18 protein-coding genes are annotated in these 18,320 nt (G+C 70.8%); 13 read left to right on the top strand and 5 right to left on the bottom strand.

Annotated features, from left to right (window positions below):
- Positions 1 to 40: 40 nt before the first annotated feature.
- The 3 genes from L0984_RS06360 to L0984_RS06350 all read right to left on the bottom strand — a co-directional run bounded on the left by L0984_RS06360 (position 41) and on the right by L0984_RS06350 (position 1,858).
- Positions 41 to 517: a hypothetical protein gene (locus L0984_RS06360; protein WP_234192918.1), complete on the bottom strand. Its 477-nt coding sequence runs from the start codon at positions 515 to 517 to the stop codon at positions 41 to 43.
- 157 nt (positions 518 to 674) lie between these two features.
- Positions 675 to 842 (bottom strand): hypothetical protein, encoded by a 168-nt coding sequence (locus L0984_RS06355; RefSeq protein ID WP_234192917.1) that lies wholly within the window; start codon positions 840 to 842, stop codon positions 675 to 677.
- Entirely contained in the window at positions 839 to 1,858 is a 1,020-nt protein-coding gene (locus L0984_RS06350) for an NADP-dependent oxidoreductase (RefSeq protein ID WP_234192916.1), read from the bottom strand. Before L0984_RS06350 ends, L0984_RS06355 begins: the two co-directional genes overlap by 4 nt.
- A 110-nt stretch (positions 1,859 to 1,968) precedes the next feature.
- Here L0984_RS06350 and L0984_RS06345 point away from each other — a divergent pair, with 110 nt between their 5' ends.
- Both L0984_RS06345 and L0984_RS06340 read left to right on the top strand, forming a co-directional pair.
- Entirely contained in the window at positions 1,969 to 2,880 is a 912-nt protein-coding gene (locus L0984_RS06345; protein ID WP_234192915.1) for a LysR family transcriptional regulator, read from the top strand.
- 105 nt (positions 2,881 to 2,985) lie between these two features.
- Positions 2,986 to 4,071, top strand: coding sequence for a M14 family metallopeptidase (locus L0984_RS06340; RefSeq protein ID WP_234192914.1), 1,086 nt, complete (start codon positions 2,986 to 2,988; stop codon positions 4,069 to 4,071).
- Positions 4,072 to 4,081: 10 nt separating this feature from the next.
- Here the strand turns inward: L0984_RS06340 and L0984_RS06335 are convergent, their stop codons facing one another.
- Together L0984_RS06335 and L0984_RS06330 are read right to left on the bottom strand one after the other, a co-directional pair.
- Positions 4,082 to 4,567: a DoxX family membrane protein gene (locus tag L0984_RS06335; protein ID WP_234192913.1), complete on the bottom strand. Its 486-nt coding sequence runs from the start codon at positions 4,565 to 4,567 to the stop codon at positions 4,082 to 4,084.
- Complete coding sequence (locus tag L0984_RS06330; RefSeq protein ID WP_234192912.1) at positions 4,564 to 6,135, bottom strand: GMC oxidoreductase; 1,572 nt, start codon at positions 6,133 to 6,135, stop codon at positions 4,564 to 4,566. The genes L0984_RS06335 and L0984_RS06330 overlap by 4 nt, the downstream gene beginning before the upstream one ends.
- A 401-nt stretch (positions 6,136 to 6,536) precedes the next feature.
- Here L0984_RS06330 and L0984_RS06325 point away from each other — a divergent pair, with 401 nt between their 5' ends.
- The 11 genes from L0984_RS06325 to L0984_RS06275 all read left to right on the top strand — a co-directional run bounded on the left by L0984_RS06325 (position 6,537) and on the right by L0984_RS06275 (position 18,304).
- Entirely contained in the window at positions 6,537 to 7,316 is a 780-nt protein-coding gene (locus L0984_RS06325) for a GntR family transcriptional regulator (protein WP_234192911.1), read from the top strand.
- 24 nt (positions 7,317 to 7,340) lie between these two features.
- Entirely contained in the window at positions 7,341 to 8,555 is a 1,215-nt protein-coding gene (locus L0984_RS06320; RefSeq protein ID WP_234192910.1) for an ABC transporter substrate-binding protein, read from the top strand.
- 26 nt (positions 8,556 to 8,581) lie between these two features.
- Entirely contained in the window at positions 8,582 to 9,454 is an 873-nt protein-coding gene (locus tag L0984_RS06315) for a branched-chain amino acid ABC transporter permease (RefSeq protein WP_076503263.1), read from the top strand.
- Positions 9,451 to 10,413, top strand: coding sequence for a branched-chain amino acid ABC transporter permease (locus L0984_RS06310; protein WP_234192909.1), 963 nt, complete (start codon positions 9,451 to 9,453; stop codon positions 10,411 to 10,413). Before L0984_RS06315 ends, L0984_RS06310 begins: the two co-directional genes overlap by 4 nt.
- Positions 10,406 to 11,176, top strand: a complete 771-nt coding sequence (locus L0984_RS06305; RefSeq protein WP_234192908.1) for an ABC transporter ATP-binding protein — start codon at positions 10,406 to 10,408, stop codon at positions 11,174 to 11,176. The genes L0984_RS06310 and L0984_RS06305 overlap by 8 nt, the downstream gene beginning before the upstream one ends.
- Positions 11,173 to 11,937: an ABC transporter ATP-binding protein gene (locus L0984_RS06300; RefSeq protein WP_234192907.1), complete on the top strand. Its 765-nt coding sequence runs from the start codon at positions 11,173 to 11,175 to the stop codon at positions 11,935 to 11,937. Before L0984_RS06305 ends, L0984_RS06300 begins: the two co-directional genes overlap by 4 nt.
- A gap of 198 nt (positions 11,938 to 12,135) precedes the next feature.
- Positions 12,136 to 13,455, top strand: coding sequence for a 3-isopropylmalate dehydratase large subunit (locus tag L0984_RS06295; protein WP_234192906.1), 1,320 nt, complete (start codon positions 12,136 to 12,138; stop codon positions 13,453 to 13,455).
- Positions 13,452 to 13,988, top strand: a complete 537-nt coding sequence (locus tag L0984_RS06290) for a LeuD/DmdB family oxidoreductase small subunit (RefSeq protein ID WP_234192905.1) — start codon at positions 13,452 to 13,454, stop codon at positions 13,986 to 13,988. Before L0984_RS06295 ends, L0984_RS06290 begins: the two co-directional genes overlap by 4 nt.
- Positions 13,981 to 15,675 carry a hydantoinase B/oxoprolinase family protein gene (locus L0984_RS06285; protein WP_234192904.1) on the top strand — a complete coding sequence of 565 codons (1,695 nt, stop codon included), beginning with the start codon at positions 13,981 to 13,983 and terminating at the stop codon, positions 15,673 to 15,675. The genes L0984_RS06290 and L0984_RS06285 overlap by 8 nt, the downstream gene beginning before the upstream one ends.
- Positions 15,672 to 17,717, top strand: coding sequence for a hydantoinase/oxoprolinase family protein (locus L0984_RS06280; protein WP_234192903.1), 2,046 nt, complete (start codon positions 15,672 to 15,674; stop codon positions 17,715 to 17,717). The genes L0984_RS06285 and L0984_RS06280 overlap by 4 nt, the downstream gene beginning before the upstream one ends.
- The gene (locus tag L0984_RS06275; protein ID WP_234192902.1) at positions 17,714 to 18,304 is read left to right on the top strand and encodes a cysteine hydrolase family protein; all 591 of its coding nucleotides are present in this window, start codon (positions 17,714 to 17,716) and stop codon (positions 18,302 to 18,304) included. The genes L0984_RS06280 and L0984_RS06275 overlap by 4 nt, the downstream gene beginning before the upstream one ends.
- The last annotated feature ends 16 nt before the right edge of the window (positions 18,305 to 18,320 follow it).

Raw genomic sequence — 18,320 nt, 5'->3', positions numbered from 1 at the left:
GGCGGGCGAGGCGCAGAGGGCCCCGCCTTGCGCCCTCACATCAGCGCGAGGGCCGCTGGTAGCCGCCTTCGATCCACGCGGCGGCGCTGTCGATGGTCAGCTTGAAGGTCGGCGGCACGCGCGCTTCGCCCAGCGCGTCGCCTGCCTCGTCCATCGCGCGCAGGATGGCGTACGGGTTGTCCTCGTCCGGCACGATCTGCAGCGACACCCGGATGCGCTCGGAGCCCGCGCCGACGCTCACGCTCTTGTTCAGCCGGGCATGCAGTTGCTGCTCGTGCCGGCGCAGCACTTCGTTGGCGGTCTTGACCAGGGTATGGAAGGCGGCCGTGTCCAGGGGCTTGGGGTTCTTCTTGTCGCGGCCCATGGTCCAGGGGCCGACCAGCGCCGGCTCCGCATCGCCCTGCCGCGTCATCGACACCGCCCAGCCGTCGTCGTCTTCGTTCTTGATCACGCGCGCGGTCCAGCGTTCGTCGCTCCATAGCGTGGGCTGCTGGATGGGGGCGGTGGGTTCGGTCATGGGCACAGCGAAGGTCGGGCAAGAGGGTGGGGCGCCGCCACGAAGCAGCCACGCAGAGGGGTGTGCGGCAGGGCCGGCGCGGAGGAGCGCACGTTGTCGTGCGCGTGGCGCACGGCTGTCGCGGCTTCCCGGGGGCCGGACATCTTAGTCGCCCCCATCACGCCCTCGGACGCAGCGGGAACGTCGCCTCCTCGATGCGCCAAACCGTCCTTGCGCATCGTGCGGCGCGCTGGCGAACGTCCGGGGCGAAATGCCGGTCCGCCGCTTCGTCGGCGGTGAGTCGGCGGTCGAGCAGGTCGGCGATGGCTGCCTGCAGGCGACTCATCGCACCTGCAGCACGATCTTGCCGGCGATGTGGCCGGCGGCCGCGCGCTCGTGCGCCAGCCGCGCATCGGCCAGCGCATAGCTGCTGTCGATGTGGACGCGCACCGCCCCGGCATCCAGCAGCGCGGCCAGTTCGGCCAGCTGGGCGCCACTGGAGCGCACCTGCGTCGTCGACACGGTGACGCCCAGCCGGGCCGCCTCGTCCGCGCCCGAGTAGCCCAGCGGGAAGATGGGAAACAGGGCGCCGCCTTTTCGAAGCGTCCGAAGGAACCGGCCCGTGCCGGGGCCGCCCACCGCGTCGACCACCAGATCCACATCGTGGACGACGTCTTCGGCGTTGGACTTCCGGTAGTCGATGAATTCGTCGGCCCCCATTTCGCGCAGCAGCTGCTCGTGCCGGCCGGAAGCCACGGCGATCACCCGCGCGCCTTTCCACTTGGCGAGCTGCACCGCGAAATGGCCGACCCCGCCTGCTGCGCCGTTCACGACCACGGTCCGGCCCGCCAGCGGCACGGGTTCATGCCGATGCGGCTGAAGCGGGTTGGGCTCGTCGTGGCCCTGCCCGATCAGGAACTGCCAGGCGGTCAGCAAGGACATCGGCGCGCCGGCGGCGTGCAGATGATCCACGTCCGCAGGCTTGATCGCGACCTCCGAGGCCGCTGCATTGACGTACTCCGCATAGGCCCGGCTCGTGCCCGCCAGCCCACTCGGGAATCGCACCATCGCGTAGACCTCGTCGCCCACGGCGAAGTCGGTGACATCGCTGGCAACGGCGGCCACGGTGCCCGACACGTCGGTGCCCAGGATCAGGGGAAAGCTCACCTTCGGCCGCCACTCCGGCGGGAGCGTCTTGTAGCCCTCGCGCAGGTACCAGTCGGGGGGATTGAGGCCCACGGCGTGGACCTGGATCAGCACTTCGCCGGCCTGGAGCTGCGGCATGGGCGCGTCCTCGTATCGAAGTACGTCGGGGCCGCCGAACCCGTGGAGCTGGATGGCCTTCATCGTTTGGGTCGTCATGGTGATGTCCTTTCACCGTTTGCTTCGAACGGAATGCGTGGGAGGGAAGGCTCAGTGTGGAACAGCGACGTGGGTTTGATAATCCCGCACGAAATCACTTCAAAAGTGCCATGACGGAACAACTGAGCCTGGAGCGGCTGACGGGCATCGTGGCGTCCGCGAAAGCGGGCTCGCTCGGCAGCTTCTCGGCGGCGGCCAGGGCCCTGTCCGTGTCGCCATCGGCCGTGGGCAAGACGATCCAGCGGCTGGAGCAGCAGTTGGGATTGCGCCTGTTCACCCGCACGACGCGATCACTGGCGCTGACGCCCGAGGGCCGCGACCTCCACGACAAGGCACTGCGTCTGCTGCAGGCGGTGGAGGACGTGGTCCAGTCGGCCGCAGCCGCCCAATCCGAGCCTTCCGGCACGCTGAAGATCGCGGCGTCGCTGCCCATCGGCACGCGTCTTCTCGCGCCCGCCTTGCCCGAGTTCCGTCGGCGCCATCCGAAGGTCGCCATCGACCTGCGGTTGAGCGACCACTTCATCAACCTCGTCGAAGAGGGCATCGATGTGGCGATCCGCATCGGGCCGCTGGCCGACTCGCGCCTCGTGGCCCGCACCCTGGCGCCGGTGCGGCTGCAGGCCTACGCATCGCCGGCCTATCTGCAGGCCCGGGGCACGCCCCTCAGGCCTGAAGATCTGTCCCAGCACGACTGCGTGAACTTCCGCTACCAGACCTCGGGCCAGGTCATGCGCTGGAGCTTCCGCGTGGGCGGCCGGACCGTGGAGCTCACGCCCGAGGCCGGCATCGTGGTGGACGTGAGCGATGCCGTGGTGGAGGTGCTCACCGCAGGGGGCGGTATCGGCATGGCTGCTTCGTGGATCGCCGCGCCGCACGTCCGGCGCGGCGCCCTTGTGCCGCTGCTGACGGAGCATGCCGTCGAGAGCTCGGTCATCACCGCCGTCTGGCCCGAGAGCCGGCGGGGACATCCCAACGTGAAAGCCTTCGTCGCCTTCCTGGAAGAGATGTTCGGTCGGCCTTAGGAAGGTCTTCCGATCGACCGCCTCGACTGCCGGGGGCCGATGGCTGCTCCGCGTCGCCTTGCGGCAGCGTGGCCACGGGCCGAGCGACGTCGTCACAATGGCCGCATGCCCATCGCCTCCCATTTCTCCGGCAGCTATGCCGAAGCCCGCCGCAAGTTCTTGGATGCCGCGCAGGACCGGAAGGCGCGCATCCAGTCCATCGAACTGCCCGGCCACCGAGGTGCCCTGGGCGAGGTGCTGGCCATGGACGTGGCGCGGCTCGGACCGGCGCAGGCGAGCCGTCTGATCATCGTCAGCGCCGGCACCCACGGGCCGGAGGGCTTCTGCGGCTCCGGCTGCCAGGTCGCGCTGCTGCGGGACGACGACCTGCTGCGGCGGCTGGACGAATCGGGCCTGGGGCTGCTGCTGGTGCATGCCGTCAATCCCCATGGCTTCTCGCACCTGCGGCGGGTCAACGAGGACAACATCGACCTCAACCGCAACCATGTGGACTTTGCGCGGCCGCTGCCGGTCAATGCCGACTACGCAGCCGTCGATGCGCTCGCCCTTCCGCCCAACTGGCCGCCCACGGCCGAGCAGGACGCCGCCCTGGCGGACTACATCGCCCAGCATGGGATGGCGGCCTATCGCGCGGCCCTCAGCCGCGGCCAGTACACGGTGCTGGACGGCCTGTTCTACGGCGGCACGGGACCCAGCTGGAGCAACCGCACGATCCGCGCGCTGCTGCGCGAGCATGCGGCCACGGCCACGTACCTGGCCTGGATCGACGTGCACACGGGCCTGGGCCCGTGGGGGCATGGCGAGAAGATCTTCCCCGGCCGTGCGGCCGGCCTGCCGCTGGCGCGGTCGCTGTGGGGCGCGGACGTGCTGGCCATGTTCGAGGCCGGGTCGGCGTCGCCGGACGTGTCCGGGCCGGTGGTGAGTGCCGCCTACGACGAATGCCCGCAGGCCCTCTTCGCGCCCATGGGTCTGGAGTTCGGAACGCTGCCGGACCAGCAGGTGCTGGACCGCCTGCGGGCCGACTGCTGGCTGCACCGGCATCCCGAAGCCGACGACGTGCAGCGCCGCGCCATCCGCCGCGATGTGCGGGACGCCTTCTACTGCGACGACGATGCCTGGAAGGGCATGGTGCTCGGCCAGGCGCGGGTGGTGATGCTGCAGACCATGCTCGGACTTGCGCGCGCCGCCTGAAGGGCTTCGCTCACCGGACAGGGCCGGCCGCAGCGCCCGAAGCGGCCGCCGCCATGCCGGCCGCCAGCGGCGCGTCGACGACGGCCTGCCATCCGCGCCCGTCCGGCCCCAGCGCCAGCAGCACGAAGCCGGCGCCCAGCGACAGGTTCTTGAGAAAGTCCCAGAACAGGCTGCGCGCGCGGCCATCGGCGTGGCGCCAGAAGTCGCCCGGCTGCCAGAAGCGTTTGAACAGCACAGCCGTGGCCACGCAGTACGCCGCGAGCAGCAGGGCGGCTGCCCGGTCGGCCACGCCCGTCACCACGCCCAGGCTGCACAGCACCTCGACCGCCAGGCCCACCGCGATGGCCGCGCGGGCCAGCCAGCGCGGGCGGAAGACCTCCTGCGCCTGCTGCACGGCATGGCCGAAGCCCAGCAGCTTGTCGAGCGCGCTGAAGGGCAGGAAGGGCAGCACCATCGCGCACCGGGCGCCCAGCGTGGCCCAGTCCACCGCCGTCACAGCCGGTCCTTCAGCCGGTCGGCCACGCGCAGCGCGTTGGCGATGAGGGTGAGCGTGGGATTCACCGCGCCGATGCTGGGGAAGAAGCTGGCGTCGGTGACGTAGAGGTTGTCCACCTCGTGCGCGCGGCAGTCCAGGTCCAGCACTGAGGTGGCCGGGTCGGTGCCGAAGCGGCAGGTGCCGGCCTGGTGAGCGGTGCCCGACAAGGGGATGTCCTTGCCCAGGTGCAGCGAGCGCTCCACCAGCACCGCCGGCCAGCCGATGGCCGACAGCACCTGCTCCAGCTTGGCCTTCAGGCGCCGAAGTGCCTCGGCGTTGGTGGGACGCACATCCAGGTGCACCTGGCCGTCGCGGTAGTACACGCGGTTGTCGGGGTCGGGCAGGTCTTCGGCCTGCAGCCAGAAGTCCATGGAATGGCGGGCCAGCTCGTCGAAGGGCATCTCGGGCAGGTGCTTCATCAGGCCAGGCAGCGGCGCCTCGCCCTTGATCTGGTCGGCATGGCTGGTGGCGCACATCTGGATCAGGCCGAGGGGATGCTCCCAGTCGTCGCTGCCGAAGTAGAAGTCGCCGAGGGCCAGCGTCTTCTGGAAGACGGTGTCGTTGACCTCCTTCATGACCGCCATGACCACCGACATCTCGTGGCGCATGTAGTTGCGTCCCACCTGGTCGGAGCCGTTGGCCAGCCCGCGCGGATGGCGGTCGCTGGCCGAGCGCAGCAGCAGCAGGGCCGACGAGAGGGCGCCGCAGGCCACCACCACCGTGCCCGCCGAAAAGCGCTCTTCGCCGCCATTGCGCCGCACCACCACCTCGCTCACGCGGCGGCCGCGGGCATCGGTCTCTAGCCGCTCCACATAGGCGCCGGTGAGCAGCGTGACATTGGCGTGGTCGCGCAGCATGGGGTCGATGCACACCACCTGCGCATCGGCCTTGCCGTTGAGCAGGCAGGGAAAGCCGTCGAAGTAGGAGCAGCGCATGCAGGTGCTGGTCGGCGTGGCGAAGCCGTCGGCCTGCTGGTCGAGCAGGATCCCCAGCGGCAGGTGGAACGGGTTCAGTCCCTGTGCGCGCAGGCGTTCGCTCAGCTCGGCGATCTTGGGCTCGTGCTGGACGGGCGGGAAGGGGTACGGCGTCGTGCCGGGGTCCAGCGGGTCGTCGCCGCGCAGGCCGTGCACGTGGAAGAGGGCCTCCGCCTCGTCGTACCAGGGCGCGAAGTCCGCAGAGGTCAGCGGCCAGGCGGGCGAGAGGCCACCGTGGTGCTGCACCTCGCCGAAGTCGCGCTCGCGCAGGCGCAGCAGCGCGGCGCCGTAGACCTTCGAGTTGCCGCCCACGCAGTAGTGCAGCTGCGGCGCGAAGCGGTGGCCATCGCGGTCCACCCAGGATTCGCGGGCCTGGTAGCGTCCCTCGACGAACACGGCCTGGGGGCTCCAGTTGGCTTCCTCGCGCCGCAGGTACTGGCCGCGTTCGAGGACCAGGATGCGCTTCCCGGTGGCGGCCAGCCGATGCGCCAGGCTGGCGCCGCCGGGGCCGCTGCCGATGACGATGAGGTCGTAGTGCGAATGCGGCGAAGTCATGCGGGCCCTGGTGCGTTGCGATGGCCGCAGTCTCGTGAGGCGGCGGCGACACCGCGCTCGGCGCAGCGGCACTGTGCCCGTCAGCCGGAATGGACAGGTGGCCGACCGGGCACTGACCGGCGCCTGCACCAGGCCGGGCGTTTCCCGATGCTTCGCAGCCCCGCCCCCTTCGCGTGCGCCGTGCCCCGCCGTGGGGCCGCTCGTCCGGTACGCCGCCCTCATGCCGTGCAAGCAGGTGCCTGGTCACCCACGCGCACGGGACCATGGACGGGCACGAGTCCTGCATGCAGGGCGGGCCTCGCGCGCTGCGCCTGCCTCGATCACTGAACACGCCAGCGCAGCGTCTCGCCGTTAAATGTCTTATTGACAGAACAATAAAACGGCTCCTACGATCTTTTCCCATGTCCTCGGCGCTGCCGCTTCCCAAGTACCACCGCATCTACCTCGTGCTCCGGCAGCAGCTGGAGGAGGGCGCCTTCGAAGCGGGACTGCCGGGCGAGCATGCGTTGATGGGGCAGTTCGAGGTCTCCCGCGTCACGGTGCGCAAGGCGCTGGAGCGCCTGTCCGACGAGGGCCTCATCAAACGCGAGCCCGGCCGCGGCACCCGACCCACCACGGCCAATGCCTCCGTCGCCGCGCCCGACCGCACGCCGCTCACCGGCCTGCTCGAGAACCTCGTCACCATGGGCCTGAAGACCTCGGTGAAGGTGCTCGACGTGGCGGGCATCACCGCCTCCGAGGCGGTGGCGCAGGCGCTGGCCATTCCGGTCGGGGCCGAGGTGCAGAAGGCCGTGCGGGTGCGCAGCACGCGCGAAGGGCCGCTGTCGCTCATCACCACCTACGTGCCCCAGGCGCTGGCCAAGGGCTTCGGCCGCCGCGAGCTGGCGCGCAAGCCCATCCTGCTGCTGCTGGAAGAGTCGGGCGTGCGCGTGGGCCGGGCCCACCAGACCATCTCGGCCCGCCTGGCCGACGCCCACATGGCCGAGCACCTCGACGTCTCGGTCGGCACGGCGCTGCTGGCCGTGCGCCGCCTCATCTACGACGTGGATGACCGGCCCGTGCAGTGGCTGCACGGCCTGTACCGGCCCGACCGTTACGAGTACCAGATGGAGCTGTCCCGCGTTGGCGACATCGACGCCAAGGTGTGGGTCAGCAAGGACGCTTCCGCCCGCTTTTCCTGACATCGACCCACGAAGGAGTTCGCCGTGACCCAGCCCACCCGCAACCGTCGCCAGTTCATCGCCCAGTCGGCCGCCGCCGCGTCCGCCCTGGCCCTGCCGACCATCGGCGGCGCCCAGCCGCGCAGCATCAAGGTCGGCGTGCTGCACCCGGTCACCGGGGCGCTCGCCTATTCGGGCCAGCAATGCCGGGCCGGCGCGCTCATGGCCATCGAGGACATCAACAAGGCCGGTGGCATCAAGTCGCTCGGCGGTGCGCGCCTCGAAGCCCTGCTGGGCGATGCCCAGTCGCAGCCGCAGGCCGGCGCCGCCGAGGTCGAGAAGATGAACGAGGCCGGCGTGTCCGCCGTGGTCGGTGCCTTCGCCTCGGCCATCTGCCTGGCCACCACGCAGGCTGCCGCCAAGTACAACCTGCCGCACATCGTGGACGTGGGCGTGGCCGACCAGATCGTCGAGCGCGGCCTGAAGAACACCTTCCGCTTCGGCCCCGGCTACAAGGCCGTGACCGACCTGGCCATGGCCAACCTGCACGTGCTCAACAGCGTGGCGGGCAAGCCGGCCAAGACCGTGATGATCATCCACGAGGAGTCGCTCTTCGGCACCGGCACGGCCAACCTGCTGTCGCGCGAGCTGCCGGGCTATGGCTTCGAGGTGAAGGAGGTCATCAAGCACGCCAACCCGACGCGCGACTTCAACAACATCGTGCTGCGCATCAAGTCCGTCAACCCGGACATCGTGATCCCGGCCAACTACTACAACGAGTACGCGCTGCTGGTGCGCACCATGCAGCAGCAGCGCGTGGTGCCCAAGGCCATCTACTCGGTGCTGGGCGGTGCCGCGTCGAGCTACAAGTTCGTGCAGGAGTTCCCCGATGCCTCGCACGGCATCATCGACTGCAACCACTGGTTCAACCCCAAGGACGCACGCGCCCAGGCGCTGAAGAAGCGGGCCGAAGCGCAGAAGCTGTACTTCAGCTATGAGCTCTTCATGACCTACACCAGCATGATGCTGCTGGCCGATGCGCTGGAGCGGGCCAAGTCCAGCGAGCGCGCCGCGCTGATCGACGCGCTGGAGAAGAGCACCTTCTCCGACCACTTCATGCCCTACGGCCCCACCAAGTTCGTCAACGGCCAGAACCAGGGCGGCCGCCCGCTGATGACGCAGGTCATCGACAAGGACATCAAGGTCATCATCCCGCGCGAATACCGCGAGGTCGAGCCGCTCTTCCCGCTCAAGGCCTGAACGGCACCGCCACGGGTCCTCTTCCAATGTTCGATCTGTCGATCGTGGTGCCGTCCGTGCTGAACGGACTCACCACCGGGGCGGTGTACGCCCTCATCGCCCTGGGGCTCACGCTGATCTACGGCGTGCTGCACATCATCAACTTCGCGCACGGGGCCTCGCTGATGCTGGCCCTCTATGCCGTGTACTGGCTGCGCGCGCAGTTCGGCATCGACCCCTACCTGGCGCTGCCGCTGGTGGTGGCGGGCATGTTCGCGCTGGGCTACGCACTGCAGCGCGGCATCATCAACCGCGCCAGCCACGGCAAGGACGAGAACATCCTGCTGGTCACGCTGGGGCTGTCGATCGTGATGGAGAACCTGGCGCTGCTGTTCTTCCGCTCCGACACGCGCACCATCGACACGCCCTACACGCTGACCACGCTGCAGATCGGCCCGGCCTTCATCGCGCTGCCCAAGCTCATCGCCTTCGGCGGTGCGCTGGCCGGGGCGGCCGTGCTGCTGTGGATCGTCAAGGCCACCGACCTGGGCCGCGCGATCCGCGCGGTGGCCAAGGAGAAGCAGGGTGCGCGGCTCATGGGCATCGACGTCGACCATGTCTACGCGATGAGCTTCGGCATCGGCCTGGCCTGCCTGGGCGCGGCCGCCTGCTTCCTGCTGCCGGCCTACTACGTCAACCCGCAGGTGGGCGGCGGCTTCGTGCTGGTGGCCTTCACCATCGTGGTGCTGGGCGGCATGGGCAGTTTCACGGGGGCACTCGTGGGCGGCCTGCTGATCGGCGTGGTCGAGTCGCTGGGCGGCCTCTTCCTGGGCGAGTCGCTGGGGCAGATCGGCATCTTCCTCATCTTCATCGCGGTGCTGCTGTTCCGTCCCCAGGGCCTCTTCGGAAGCAAGGCATGAAATCGGTTCTCCTCATCGTGGTGTTCGCCCTCGTGGTGGGCGCCATCCCGCTCGTGACCACCTCGGGGGTCTGGCTCAACTTCGTCATGATGGCGCTGTACGCGGGGCTGCTGGCGCAGGCCTGGAACATCCTGGGCGGCTTCGGCGGACAGTTCTCCTTCGGTCATGCGCTGTTCTTCGGCTTCGGCGCCTATGTGCAGGCCATCGCGCAGCTGCAGTGGGGCTTCAACCCCTGGGTGGCGCTGGTGGCCGCGGCCGGCGTCTCGGCGCTGGTCGGCCTGGGGGTGGGGGCGCTGAGCTTTCGCTATGGCCTCAAGGGCTCGTACTTCGCACTGGTCACGCTGGCCTTCGCGGAGGTGTGCCGCATCCTGGCGCTGTCGCTGCCCTTCACCGGAGCAGGCGTCGGCCTGATGGTGCCGCTGCGCGAATCGGTGGCCAACATGCAGTTCGGCTCGCGGGTGGGCTACCTGTACGTGATCCTGTCCATGGTGGTGGCCGCCCTGCTGGTCAGTGCCTGGCTGCGGCACTCGCGCTTCGGCGCCTACCTGCAGGCGGTGCGCGACAACGAGGACGCGGCCCGCGCAGCCGGGGTCGATCCGCTGCGCGTCAAGCTCGGCGCCATCGTGCTGTCGGGCGGCTTCATGGGCCTGGCCGGTGCCTTCTATGTGCAGGTGTTCCAGTACATCGACCCGGGCATCGCCTTCGGCTCCACCGCCTCGGTGGAGGCGCTGGTGGCCGCCATCGTGGGTGGCATGGGCACGGTGTGGGGCCCGCTGCTGGGTGCCTTCGCGCTGCATGTGCTGGCGGACCTGACCCGCAACCTGTTCGGCGAGCTGCCGGGCATCAACATGGTCATCTATGGCTGCGTGCTGGTGCTGATCGTGATGTTCCTGCCGCGCGGCATTGCCGGCGTGGGGCAGAACGTGCGCCGGCTCTGGAAGGGAGGCCGCGGTGGCTGAACATCTGCTCGAAGTCGAAGGCGTCTCCAAGACCTTCGGCGGCCTGCGCGCCGTGCGCGAGGTCTCGCTGGCGGTGCCGGCGGGCTCGCTCACCGCGCTGATCGGCCCCAACGGCGCCGGCAAGACGACGCTGTTCTCGCTGATGTCGGGCTTCCAGCGCCCGGACACCGGCCGGGTGCGCCTGGGCGGGCGCGACATCACCGGCCAGGCGCCGCATCTCAATGCCCGCATGGGCATGGGCCGCACCTTCCAGATCGTGCAGCCCTTCGCCGCACAGACCGTGCGCGAGAACATCGCCGTCGGTGCCCACCTGCACCATGCCGGCCGTCGCGAGGCCCTGGCCAGCGCCGAGGCCGTGGCCCAGCGCGTGGGCCTGGCGCCGCAGCTGGACAAGCCCGCCTCCGACCTGACCGTGGCCGGCCGCAAGCGGCTGGAGCTGGCGCGGGCACTGGCCACGCGGCCACGCCTGCTGCTGCTCGACGAGGTGCTGGCCGGCCTCAATCCGCAGGAGATCGCCGAGATGCTGCCCGTGGTGCGCGCCATCCGCGAGGAGGGCGTCACCGTCCTCATGATCGAGCATGTGATGCAGGCCGTGATGAACCTGGCCGAGCATGTGTGGGTGCTGGCCCAGGGCGAGCTGATCGCCGAGGGGCCGCCGCAGGTCGTCACGCGCGACCCCAAGGTGGTCGAGGCCTACCTGGGCCATGGCACGGCCGCCCGCCTGCAGCGCGGCGTGGCCGCACAGGCGGAGGTGCAGGCATGAGTGCGCAGGCCATCGAGACGCAGGCCGTGCGCGGCGCCGGCACGCCCGCCGCAGAGACCCTGCTCGACGTGCGCGGCCTGCGCGGCGGCTATGGCCGCATCGAGGTGCTGCGCGGCGTGGACCTGCAGGTCGCGCGTGGCGAGATGGTGGCCCTGCTGGGCAGCAACGGCGCCGGCAAGACCACCTTCAACCACACGCTGTGCGGCCTGGTGAAGCCCTGGTCGGGCTCGGTGCGCTTCAACGGCGTGGAGCTGGGCGGCGCGCACTACCGCGAGGTGGTGCGTGCGGGGCTCATCCAGGTGCCCGAGGGCCGCAAGATCTTCCCCAACCTGAGCGTGATGGAGAACCTGGAGCTGGGCTCCTTCACCCGCGCCCGGGCGCGCCGCGCACAGAACCTGGAGAAGGTGTTCGGCATCTTCCCGCGGCTCCAGGAGCGCACCGCGCAGCTGGCCGGCACCATGAGTGGCGGCGAGCAGCAGATGCTGGCCATCGGCCGCGGCCTGATGGCCGAGCCCGAGCTGCTGATCCTGGACGAGCCCTCTCTCGGCCTGTCGCCGCTGCTGGTGGAGGAGATGTTCTCGCTCATCGGCCGCCTGCGCGGCGAAGGCCTGGCCATCCTGCTGGTGGAGCAGAACGTGGGCCAGGCGCTGGAGATGGCCGACCGCGCCTACGTGATCGAGAACGGCAGCATGCGCTTCTCGGGTCGGCCAGAGGAGCTGCTGAACTCCGACGCGCTGCGCCGCGCCTACCTGGGGGTATGAAATGGAGAAGCACCCCCCATGCCGCTTTCGCGGCTCCCCCCTCTCTTGCGCCTTCGGCTTGGAGGGGGGCGCACCCCGAGGCCTGGCGAAGCCAGTTCCTCGGGTGCCCTGGCGTGGCCTGCTCCGCGGCCATTCGATCATTGGCGTCGCGCCAGTCTCCTGCGGCGTGGGTGGCGCGCAGCACCACGGATCACTGACATGAACCCACCCCAGACTCTGGCGCAGAAGCTCATCGCGCACGCCGCCGGCGTTCCCGCGGTGCGCGAAGGCGAGATCGTCAATTGCCGCGTGGACCTGGCCATGTTCCACGACTCTTCCGGCCCGCGCCGGCTCAAGCCCATGCTGGAGGAGCTGGGCGCGCGCATCTGGGACCCGTCCCGCGTGGTGCTGGTCATGGACCACTTCGTGCCCGAGGCCGACGACGATGCGCGGCGCATCGTGCGCATCGCGCGCGACTGGGCGGCCGAGCAGGGCCTGCCTCATGTGCACGACAGCCAGGGCATCTGCCATGTGGTGCTGCCGCAGAAGGGGCACCTGCGCCCCGGCCTGTTCTGCGTCGGCGGCGATTCGCATTCGCCCACCGGCGGCGCTTTCGGCAGCTACATGTTCGGCATCGGCAGCACCGAGATGCTGGGCGTGGTCGTCACCGGCGAGATCTGGGTCAAGGTGCCGCGCACCCTGCGCATGCGCTGGCAGGGCCGGCTGGCCGACGGCGTGTGCGCCAAGGACATGATGCTGCACATGATCGGTCGCCTGGGCATGAACGGCGGCGACTACCAGGCGGTGGAGTTCGCGGGCGACACGGTGCGCGGCCTCTCGATGGCCGAGCGCATGACGCTGTCCAACCTGAGCGCCGAGCTGGGCGCCCAGGCCGGCCTGGTGGCGCCCGACGCCACCACCGCCGCCTGGCTGCGCAATGTGGGCGTGACGGTGAGCGACGAAGACCTCGCCCGCTGGCAGACCGACGAGGGCGCCGCCTGCGTCGACCACGACTTCGACGCGAGCGAGCTGGTGCCCATGGTGGCGCTGCCTCACAGCCCGCAGAACGGCCGCACGGTCGATGCCGTGGCCGGCGAGCCGGTACAGCTCGCCTACATCGGCGCCTGCACCGGCGCCAAGCTGGAGGACCTGCAGGCCGCCGCCCGCGTGCTGGCCGGCCGCCGCATCGCCGCCGGCATGCGGCTGCTGGTGGCGCCGGCCAGCGTGCACGACTGGCAGCGCGCCGAGGCCACGGGCGTGGCCCGGGTGTTGCGCGACGCGGGCGCCGAGCTGCTGCCCAGCGCCTGCGGCGCCTGCGCCGGCTACGGCCAGGCCATCCAGGGCGCGACGCGGGTCATCTCCAGCACGGCGCGCAACTTCAAGGGCCGCATGGGCTCGGCGCAGGCCGAGGTGTTCCTGGCCTCGCCCTACACCGTGGCGGCCTCGGCGCTGCGCGGGCGCATCACCGATCCGCGCGATGTGCTGGCAGATGCGCGGGGTTCCGAAGCCGCATCGACATCGCCTGGCACCCCGTCATGACCCAGCTTCCTCTCCCCGACAACGAAGCGCCGGCCGGCCACCGCGTGTGGCGCCTGGGCGCCAACGTCGACACCGACGCGCTGGCCCCCGGCCACGCCATGAAGTTCGGCATGGACGTCATCGCGCGCCATTGCCTCGAATCGATGCGGCCTGAATTCGCCGCCCAGGTGCGCCCCGGCGACGTGGTGGTGGCCGGGCCGGGCTTCGGCATCGGCTCCTCGCGCGAGCAGGCCGCGTCCGTGCTCGTGGCCCTGGGCGTGCGCGCCGTCATCGCGCCCAGCTACAGCGGCCTGTACTTCCGCAATGCCTTCAACGTCGGCCTGCTGCTGCTGACCTGCGCCGACGTGGACGCCCTGCAGGAAGGCGAGCGCATCGGCCTGGCCGTGGACGACCCCGACCAGCCCCAGGTGCGCGCCGCCGACGGCCGCGTGCTCGCCTGCGAACCCGTGCCCGCCTTCCTGATGGCGCGGGTGCGCGCGGGCGGCCTGCTCAACGAACTCAAGCAACGCTTCTCCAAGGAATCCCATGTCTGAAGCCACACTCGATCCCGTCACGCTGGCGGTGCTCAAGGGGCGACTCGAGCAGATCGCCGACGAGATGGACGCGACGCTCTACCGCAGCGCGTTCAATCCCATCATTGCCGAGGCGCACGACGCCTGCCACGGCCTGTACGACGGCGACAGCGGTGACACGCTGGTGCAGGGCAAGTCGGGCCTGCCGGTGTTCGTGGGCGCCATGGCCTTTGCCGTGCGCGCCGCCAAGCGCGCGGCCGACGCCCTGGGCGGCATGCGCGAAGGCGAGGTCTGGCTGTTCAACGACCCCTACGAGGGCGGCACCCATGCCAACGACTTCAAGCTGGTGCGCCCGGTGTTCCGCGACGGCCGGCTGCTGTGCTTCCTGGCCTCGGCCGCGCACTGGCACGACGTGGGCGGCGCGGTGCCGGGCAACTACAACCCGGCGGCCACCGAATGCTGGCAGGAGGCGGTGCAGATCCCGCCGGTGCGCATCGTGCAGGGCGGGCAGATCAACCCCGACGTGCTGGCCATCCTGCGGGCCAACACCCGGCTGCCCGACAGCCTGTGGGGCGACCTCAACGGTCAGCTGGCCGCGCTGGAGCTGGGCGCGCGCCGCCTGGCCGAGCTGCTCGATGCCTATGGCGACGCCGTGGTGCTGCAGGCCCTGCAGGCGCTGCGCGAGCGGGCCCGCCGGCTGATGCGGGCGCAGATCGCCTCGCTGCCCGACGGTGTCTACAGCTTCTCGGATGTGCTCGACAACGATGGCGTGGTCGACGAACCCCTCACCATTGCGCTGGACATGACGGTGCAGGGCGAGCGGCTGGTGCTGGACTTCTCGCGCAGCTCGCCGCAGTGCCAGGGCCCCGTCAACATCTCGCGCGCCACCGCGGTGGCGGCCTGCTACGTGGCACTCAAGCACCTGTTCCCCGAGGTGCCGGCCAATGCCGGCGTGCTCGACGCGGTCGAGTTCGTCATGCCCGAAGGCCTGGTCATCACGGCGCAGCGGCCGCGGCCGGTGGGTGGCTACACCGAGACCATCCTGCGCATGATCGACGTCATCTTCAGTGCCGCGGCGCAGGCCGATCCGCGCCGCGCCGTGGCCCAGGCCTACGGCACCATCAATGCGCTGTCGATCGCCGGCCATCGCAGCGAGGGCGCGCGCAGCGGCCAGCGCTGGGTGATGTTCAGCTTCTTCGGCGGCGGCCACGGCGCCCATGCGGGCGGCGACGGCCTCAACCACGGCAACGCGCCGATCTCCACGGCCACCATCCCGCCGCTGGAGATCCTGGAGGCCGCCTATCCCGTGCGCTTCACCGAATGGGCGCTGCGCCCCGGCTCGGGTGGCGACGGCACGCACCGCGGCGGCCTGGGCGCCATCTACGAGATCGAGCTGCTGGAACGCCAGGCGCAGGCCTTCGTCTTCGGCGAGCGCGGCAAGTCCGCGCCCAAGGGGATCGCCGGTGGCGGCGACGCGCAGGCCAACCGCTTCAGCTGGCATTCGCAGGGCGCGTGGCACACGCCGCCCATGGTGTCGAAGATGCTGGGCATCACTCTGGAGCGCGGCGACCGCGTGCGGCTCGAGACCCCCGGCGGCGGTGGCTGGGGCCCGCCCGAGGCGCGCAGCGCCGACGAACGCGCGGTGGATGCCCGCCGCGGCTATCTGGCCGACGCGGCAGACGCGGCCAACCCAGGAGAACAGCAATGAGCGACGCGCGCACCCGTGTCGTCGGCGTGGACGTCGGCGGCACCTTCACCGACCTCTTCGTGCTCGACGAGGCTGCCGGCACCGCCGAGATCGTCAAGGTGCCCTCTACCCGCGGCGAAGAGTCGGTGGGCTTCATGAACGGCATCGCGCGCGTGGACGACCGCGGCGCGCAGAGCCTGGCCACCATCATCCACGGCACCACCGTGGGCACCAACGCGCTGCTGGAGCGCAAGGTGGCCCGCACGGGCCTGATCACCACCCGCGGCTTCCGCGACGTGCTGGAGATGCGCCGGCGTGACCGGCCCCAGACCTGGGGCCTGCGCGGCGGCTTCGAGCCGGTGATCGAGCGTGCCCTGCGTCTGGAGGTGGACGAGCGCGTGCTGGCCGACGGCCGCGTGCACACGCCGGTGGACCTGGACCAGGTGCGCGCCGCCGCCCGCCAGCTGCTGGAGCAGGGCTGCGAGGCCGTGTGCGTGTTCTTCATCAACACCTATGCCAACCCGAGCAACGAGCAGGCCGCCGTGGCGGCGGTGCGCGCGCTCTGGCCCAACGACCACGTGACGGCCGCGGCCGAGGTGCTGCCCGAGATCCGCGAGTTCGAGCGCGCTTCCACCGCCAGCCTCAATGCGGCGCTGCAGCCCGTGGTCGGCCGTTACCTGGAGCGGCTGGACGGCGACCTGCGCGCGCGCGGCTTCGGCGGCGAGTTGCTGATCGTGCAGAGCAACGGCGGCGTGATGTCGCGCCGCACGGCGGGCGAACTGCCGGTGCGCACGGCGCTTTCCGGCCCGGCGGCGGGCGTCATCGCCTGCGCGGCCATCGCCACTGCGGCGGGCCATCCGGACGTGATCACCGGCGACATCGGCGGCACCTCCTTCGACGTGTCGCTCATCGCGGGCGGGCAGGCGGCGCTGGCCTCGCAGACCAGCATCGACTTCGGCCTGGTGGTGCGCTCGCCCATGATCCAGATCGAGACCATCGGCGCCGGTGGCGGCTCCATCGCCAGCGTGGATGCCGGCGGCATGCTGCAGGTCGGGCCCGAGTCCGCCGGCAGCGTGCCCGGCCCGGCCTGTTATGGCCGCGGCAACGAGCGGCCCACCGTCACCGATGCCAACGTGCTGCTGGGCCGCATCGCGGCACAGCGCCCGCTCGGCGGTGGCCTGCTGGGCGCGCTGGATGTCGAGAAGGCCCGCGAGGCCATCCGCCGCCACGTGGCCAAGCCGCTGGGCCTGGATGTGCTGGCCGCGGCCGAGGCCATCCTCACGGTGGCCAATGCCAAGATGGCTGGCGCGATGCGGCTGGTCTCCATCGAGCGCGGCCACGATCCGCGGCGCTTCGCCTACATGCCCTTCGGCGGTGGTGGCGGCCTGCATGTGTGCGCCATGATGCGCGAGGTGGGCGTGGTCACCGGCATCGTGCCGCGCTACCCGGGCGTGACCTCGGCCCTGGGCTGCGTGATGGCCGACATGCGCCACGACGCGGTGCAGACCCTCAACCAGGACCTGGCCGCCATCGACTTCGCCGCGCTGCGCGAACTGCGCGCCGGCTTCGAGTCGCGCTGCCGCGCCCGGCTGGACAGCGCCGGCGTCGCCTTCGAATCGGTGCGCGAGGAACTGGTGCTGGACATGCTCTATCAGGGCCAGACCCACACGGTGGCCGTGCCGGTGCGCGCCGACGCGCTCGATGCCGACGCGGCGCGCGCCGCCTTCGAGGCCGCCTACCGCGCCGAGTTCGGCCGCGTGCTCGACGGCATCGGCCTGCGCGTGATGAACCTGCGCTACGCCCTCATCGGCGTGCGGCCCAAGTTCGACCTGTCGGTGCTGGCACCGCGCGGCGAAGGCCGCACCGAGCCGCTGGGCGAGCAGCCGGTCTATTTCGGCGGCGACTGGGTGCAGGCACGCCGCTACGCGCGGCTGGAGCTGCCGGTGGGCGCGCGCATCGCCGGCCCGGCCATCCTCGAACAGGCCGACACCACCGTGTGGCTCGAACCCGGCTTCGAGGCCGTGGTCGATGCCCTGGGCAACCTCATCCTTCGCCAGCCATGAAAACCGCCCTGGTCATCATCGACCTGCAGAACGACTTCCTCGACCCTCGCGGCGCCTACGCCCGCGGCGGCTGTGCCAACCCGGCCGCGCAGGTCCTGCCCGAACGCGTGCTGCCGCTGGCCCAGGCCGTGCGGGCGGCCGGCGGCCTGGTGGTGGCCAGCCAGTTCACGCTGTGGCCCGGCGTGGGCGGCGCGCCCATGATCTCGCCGCACCTGCTGGCGCTGCGGCCCTTCCTGCGCCAGGGCGACTTCGCGCCCGGCAGCTGGGGCCAGGCCAATGTGGACCTGCTGCAGCCGGCCATCGACGCCACAGTGCACAAGGTGGCGTACTCGGCCTTCTTCAACACCCAGCTCGACTGGCTGCTGCGCAAGAACGGCATCGAGCGCGTGGCGGTGTGCGGCATCGTCACCAACGGCGGCGTGGCCAGCACCGTGCGCGATGCGCACATGCGTGACTACGACACCTGGGTGGTGGCCGACGGCTGCGCCGCCTTCAAGCCCGAGACCCATGCCACGGCGCTGGCCGACATGGCCACCGTGGCCCATGTAGTGGACAGCGCCGACTTCGGCGCCCGGGTGCTGGCATGAGCGTCGCTGCCGCAGG

The sequence above is a fragment of the Pseudacidovorax sp. NFM-22 genome, from assembly GCF_021401245.1.
GTDB lineage: Bacteria > Pseudomonadota > Gammaproteobacteria > Burkholderiales > Burkholderiaceae_C > Xenophilus.
Note: the sequence above shows the minus strand (reverse complement) of the source record. Positions and strands in the feature narration are given on the sequence as shown.

Coding starts and splice junctions, on each gene's coding strand:
- L0984_RS06280 (WP_234192903.1), top strand. CDS start 15,672: ATGAGCGACGCGCGCACCCGTGTCGTCGGCGTGGACGTCGGCGGCACC.
- L0984_RS06315 (WP_076503263.1), top strand. CDS start 8,582: ATGTTCGATCTGTCGATCGTGGTGCCGTCCGTGCTGAACGGACTCACC.
- L0984_RS06360 (WP_234192918.1), bottom strand. CDS start 517: ATGACCGAACCCACCGCCCCCATCCAGCAGCCCACGCTATGGAGCGAC.
- L0984_RS06300 (WP_234192907.1), top strand. CDS start 11,173: ATGAGTGCGCAGGCCATCGAGACGCAGGCCGTGCGCGGCGCCGGCACG.
- L0984_RS06345 (WP_234192915.1), top strand. CDS start 1,969: ATGACGGAACAACTGAGCCTGGAGCGGCTGACGGGCATCGTGGCGTCC.
- L0984_RS06355 (WP_234192917.1), bottom strand. CDS start 842: ATGAGTCGCCTGCAGGCAGCCATCGCCGACCTGCTCGACCGCCGACTC.
- L0984_RS06350 (WP_234192916.1), bottom strand. CDS start 1,858: ATGACGACCCAAACGATGAAGGCCATCCAGCTCCACGGGTTCGGCGGC.
- L0984_RS06325 (WP_234192911.1), top strand. CDS start 6,537: ATGTCCTCGGCGCTGCCGCTTCCCAAGTACCACCGCATCTACCTCGTG.
- L0984_RS06290 (WP_234192905.1), top strand. CDS start 13,452: ATGACCCAGCTTCCTCTCCCCGACAACGAAGCGCCGGCCGGCCACCGC.
- L0984_RS06275 (WP_234192902.1), top strand. CDS start 17,714: ATGAAAACCGCCCTGGTCATCATCGACCTGCAGAACGACTTCCTCGAC.
- L0984_RS06295 (WP_234192906.1), top strand. CDS start 12,136: ATGAACCCACCCCAGACTCTGGCGCAGAAGCTCATCGCGCACGCCGCC.
- L0984_RS06340 (WP_234192914.1), top strand. CDS start 2,986: ATGCCCATCGCCTCCCATTTCTCCGGCAGCTATGCCGAAGCCCGCCGC.
- L0984_RS06310 (WP_234192909.1), top strand. CDS start 9,451: ATGAAATCGGTTCTCCTCATCGTGGTGTTCGCCCTCGTGGTGGGCGCC.
- L0984_RS06285 (WP_234192904.1), top strand. CDS start 13,981: ATGTCTGAAGCCACACTCGATCCCGTCACGCTGGCGGTGCTCAAGGGG.
- L0984_RS06330 (WP_234192912.1), bottom strand. CDS start 6,135: ATGACTTCGCCGCATTCGCACTACGACCTCATCGTCATCGGCAGCGGC.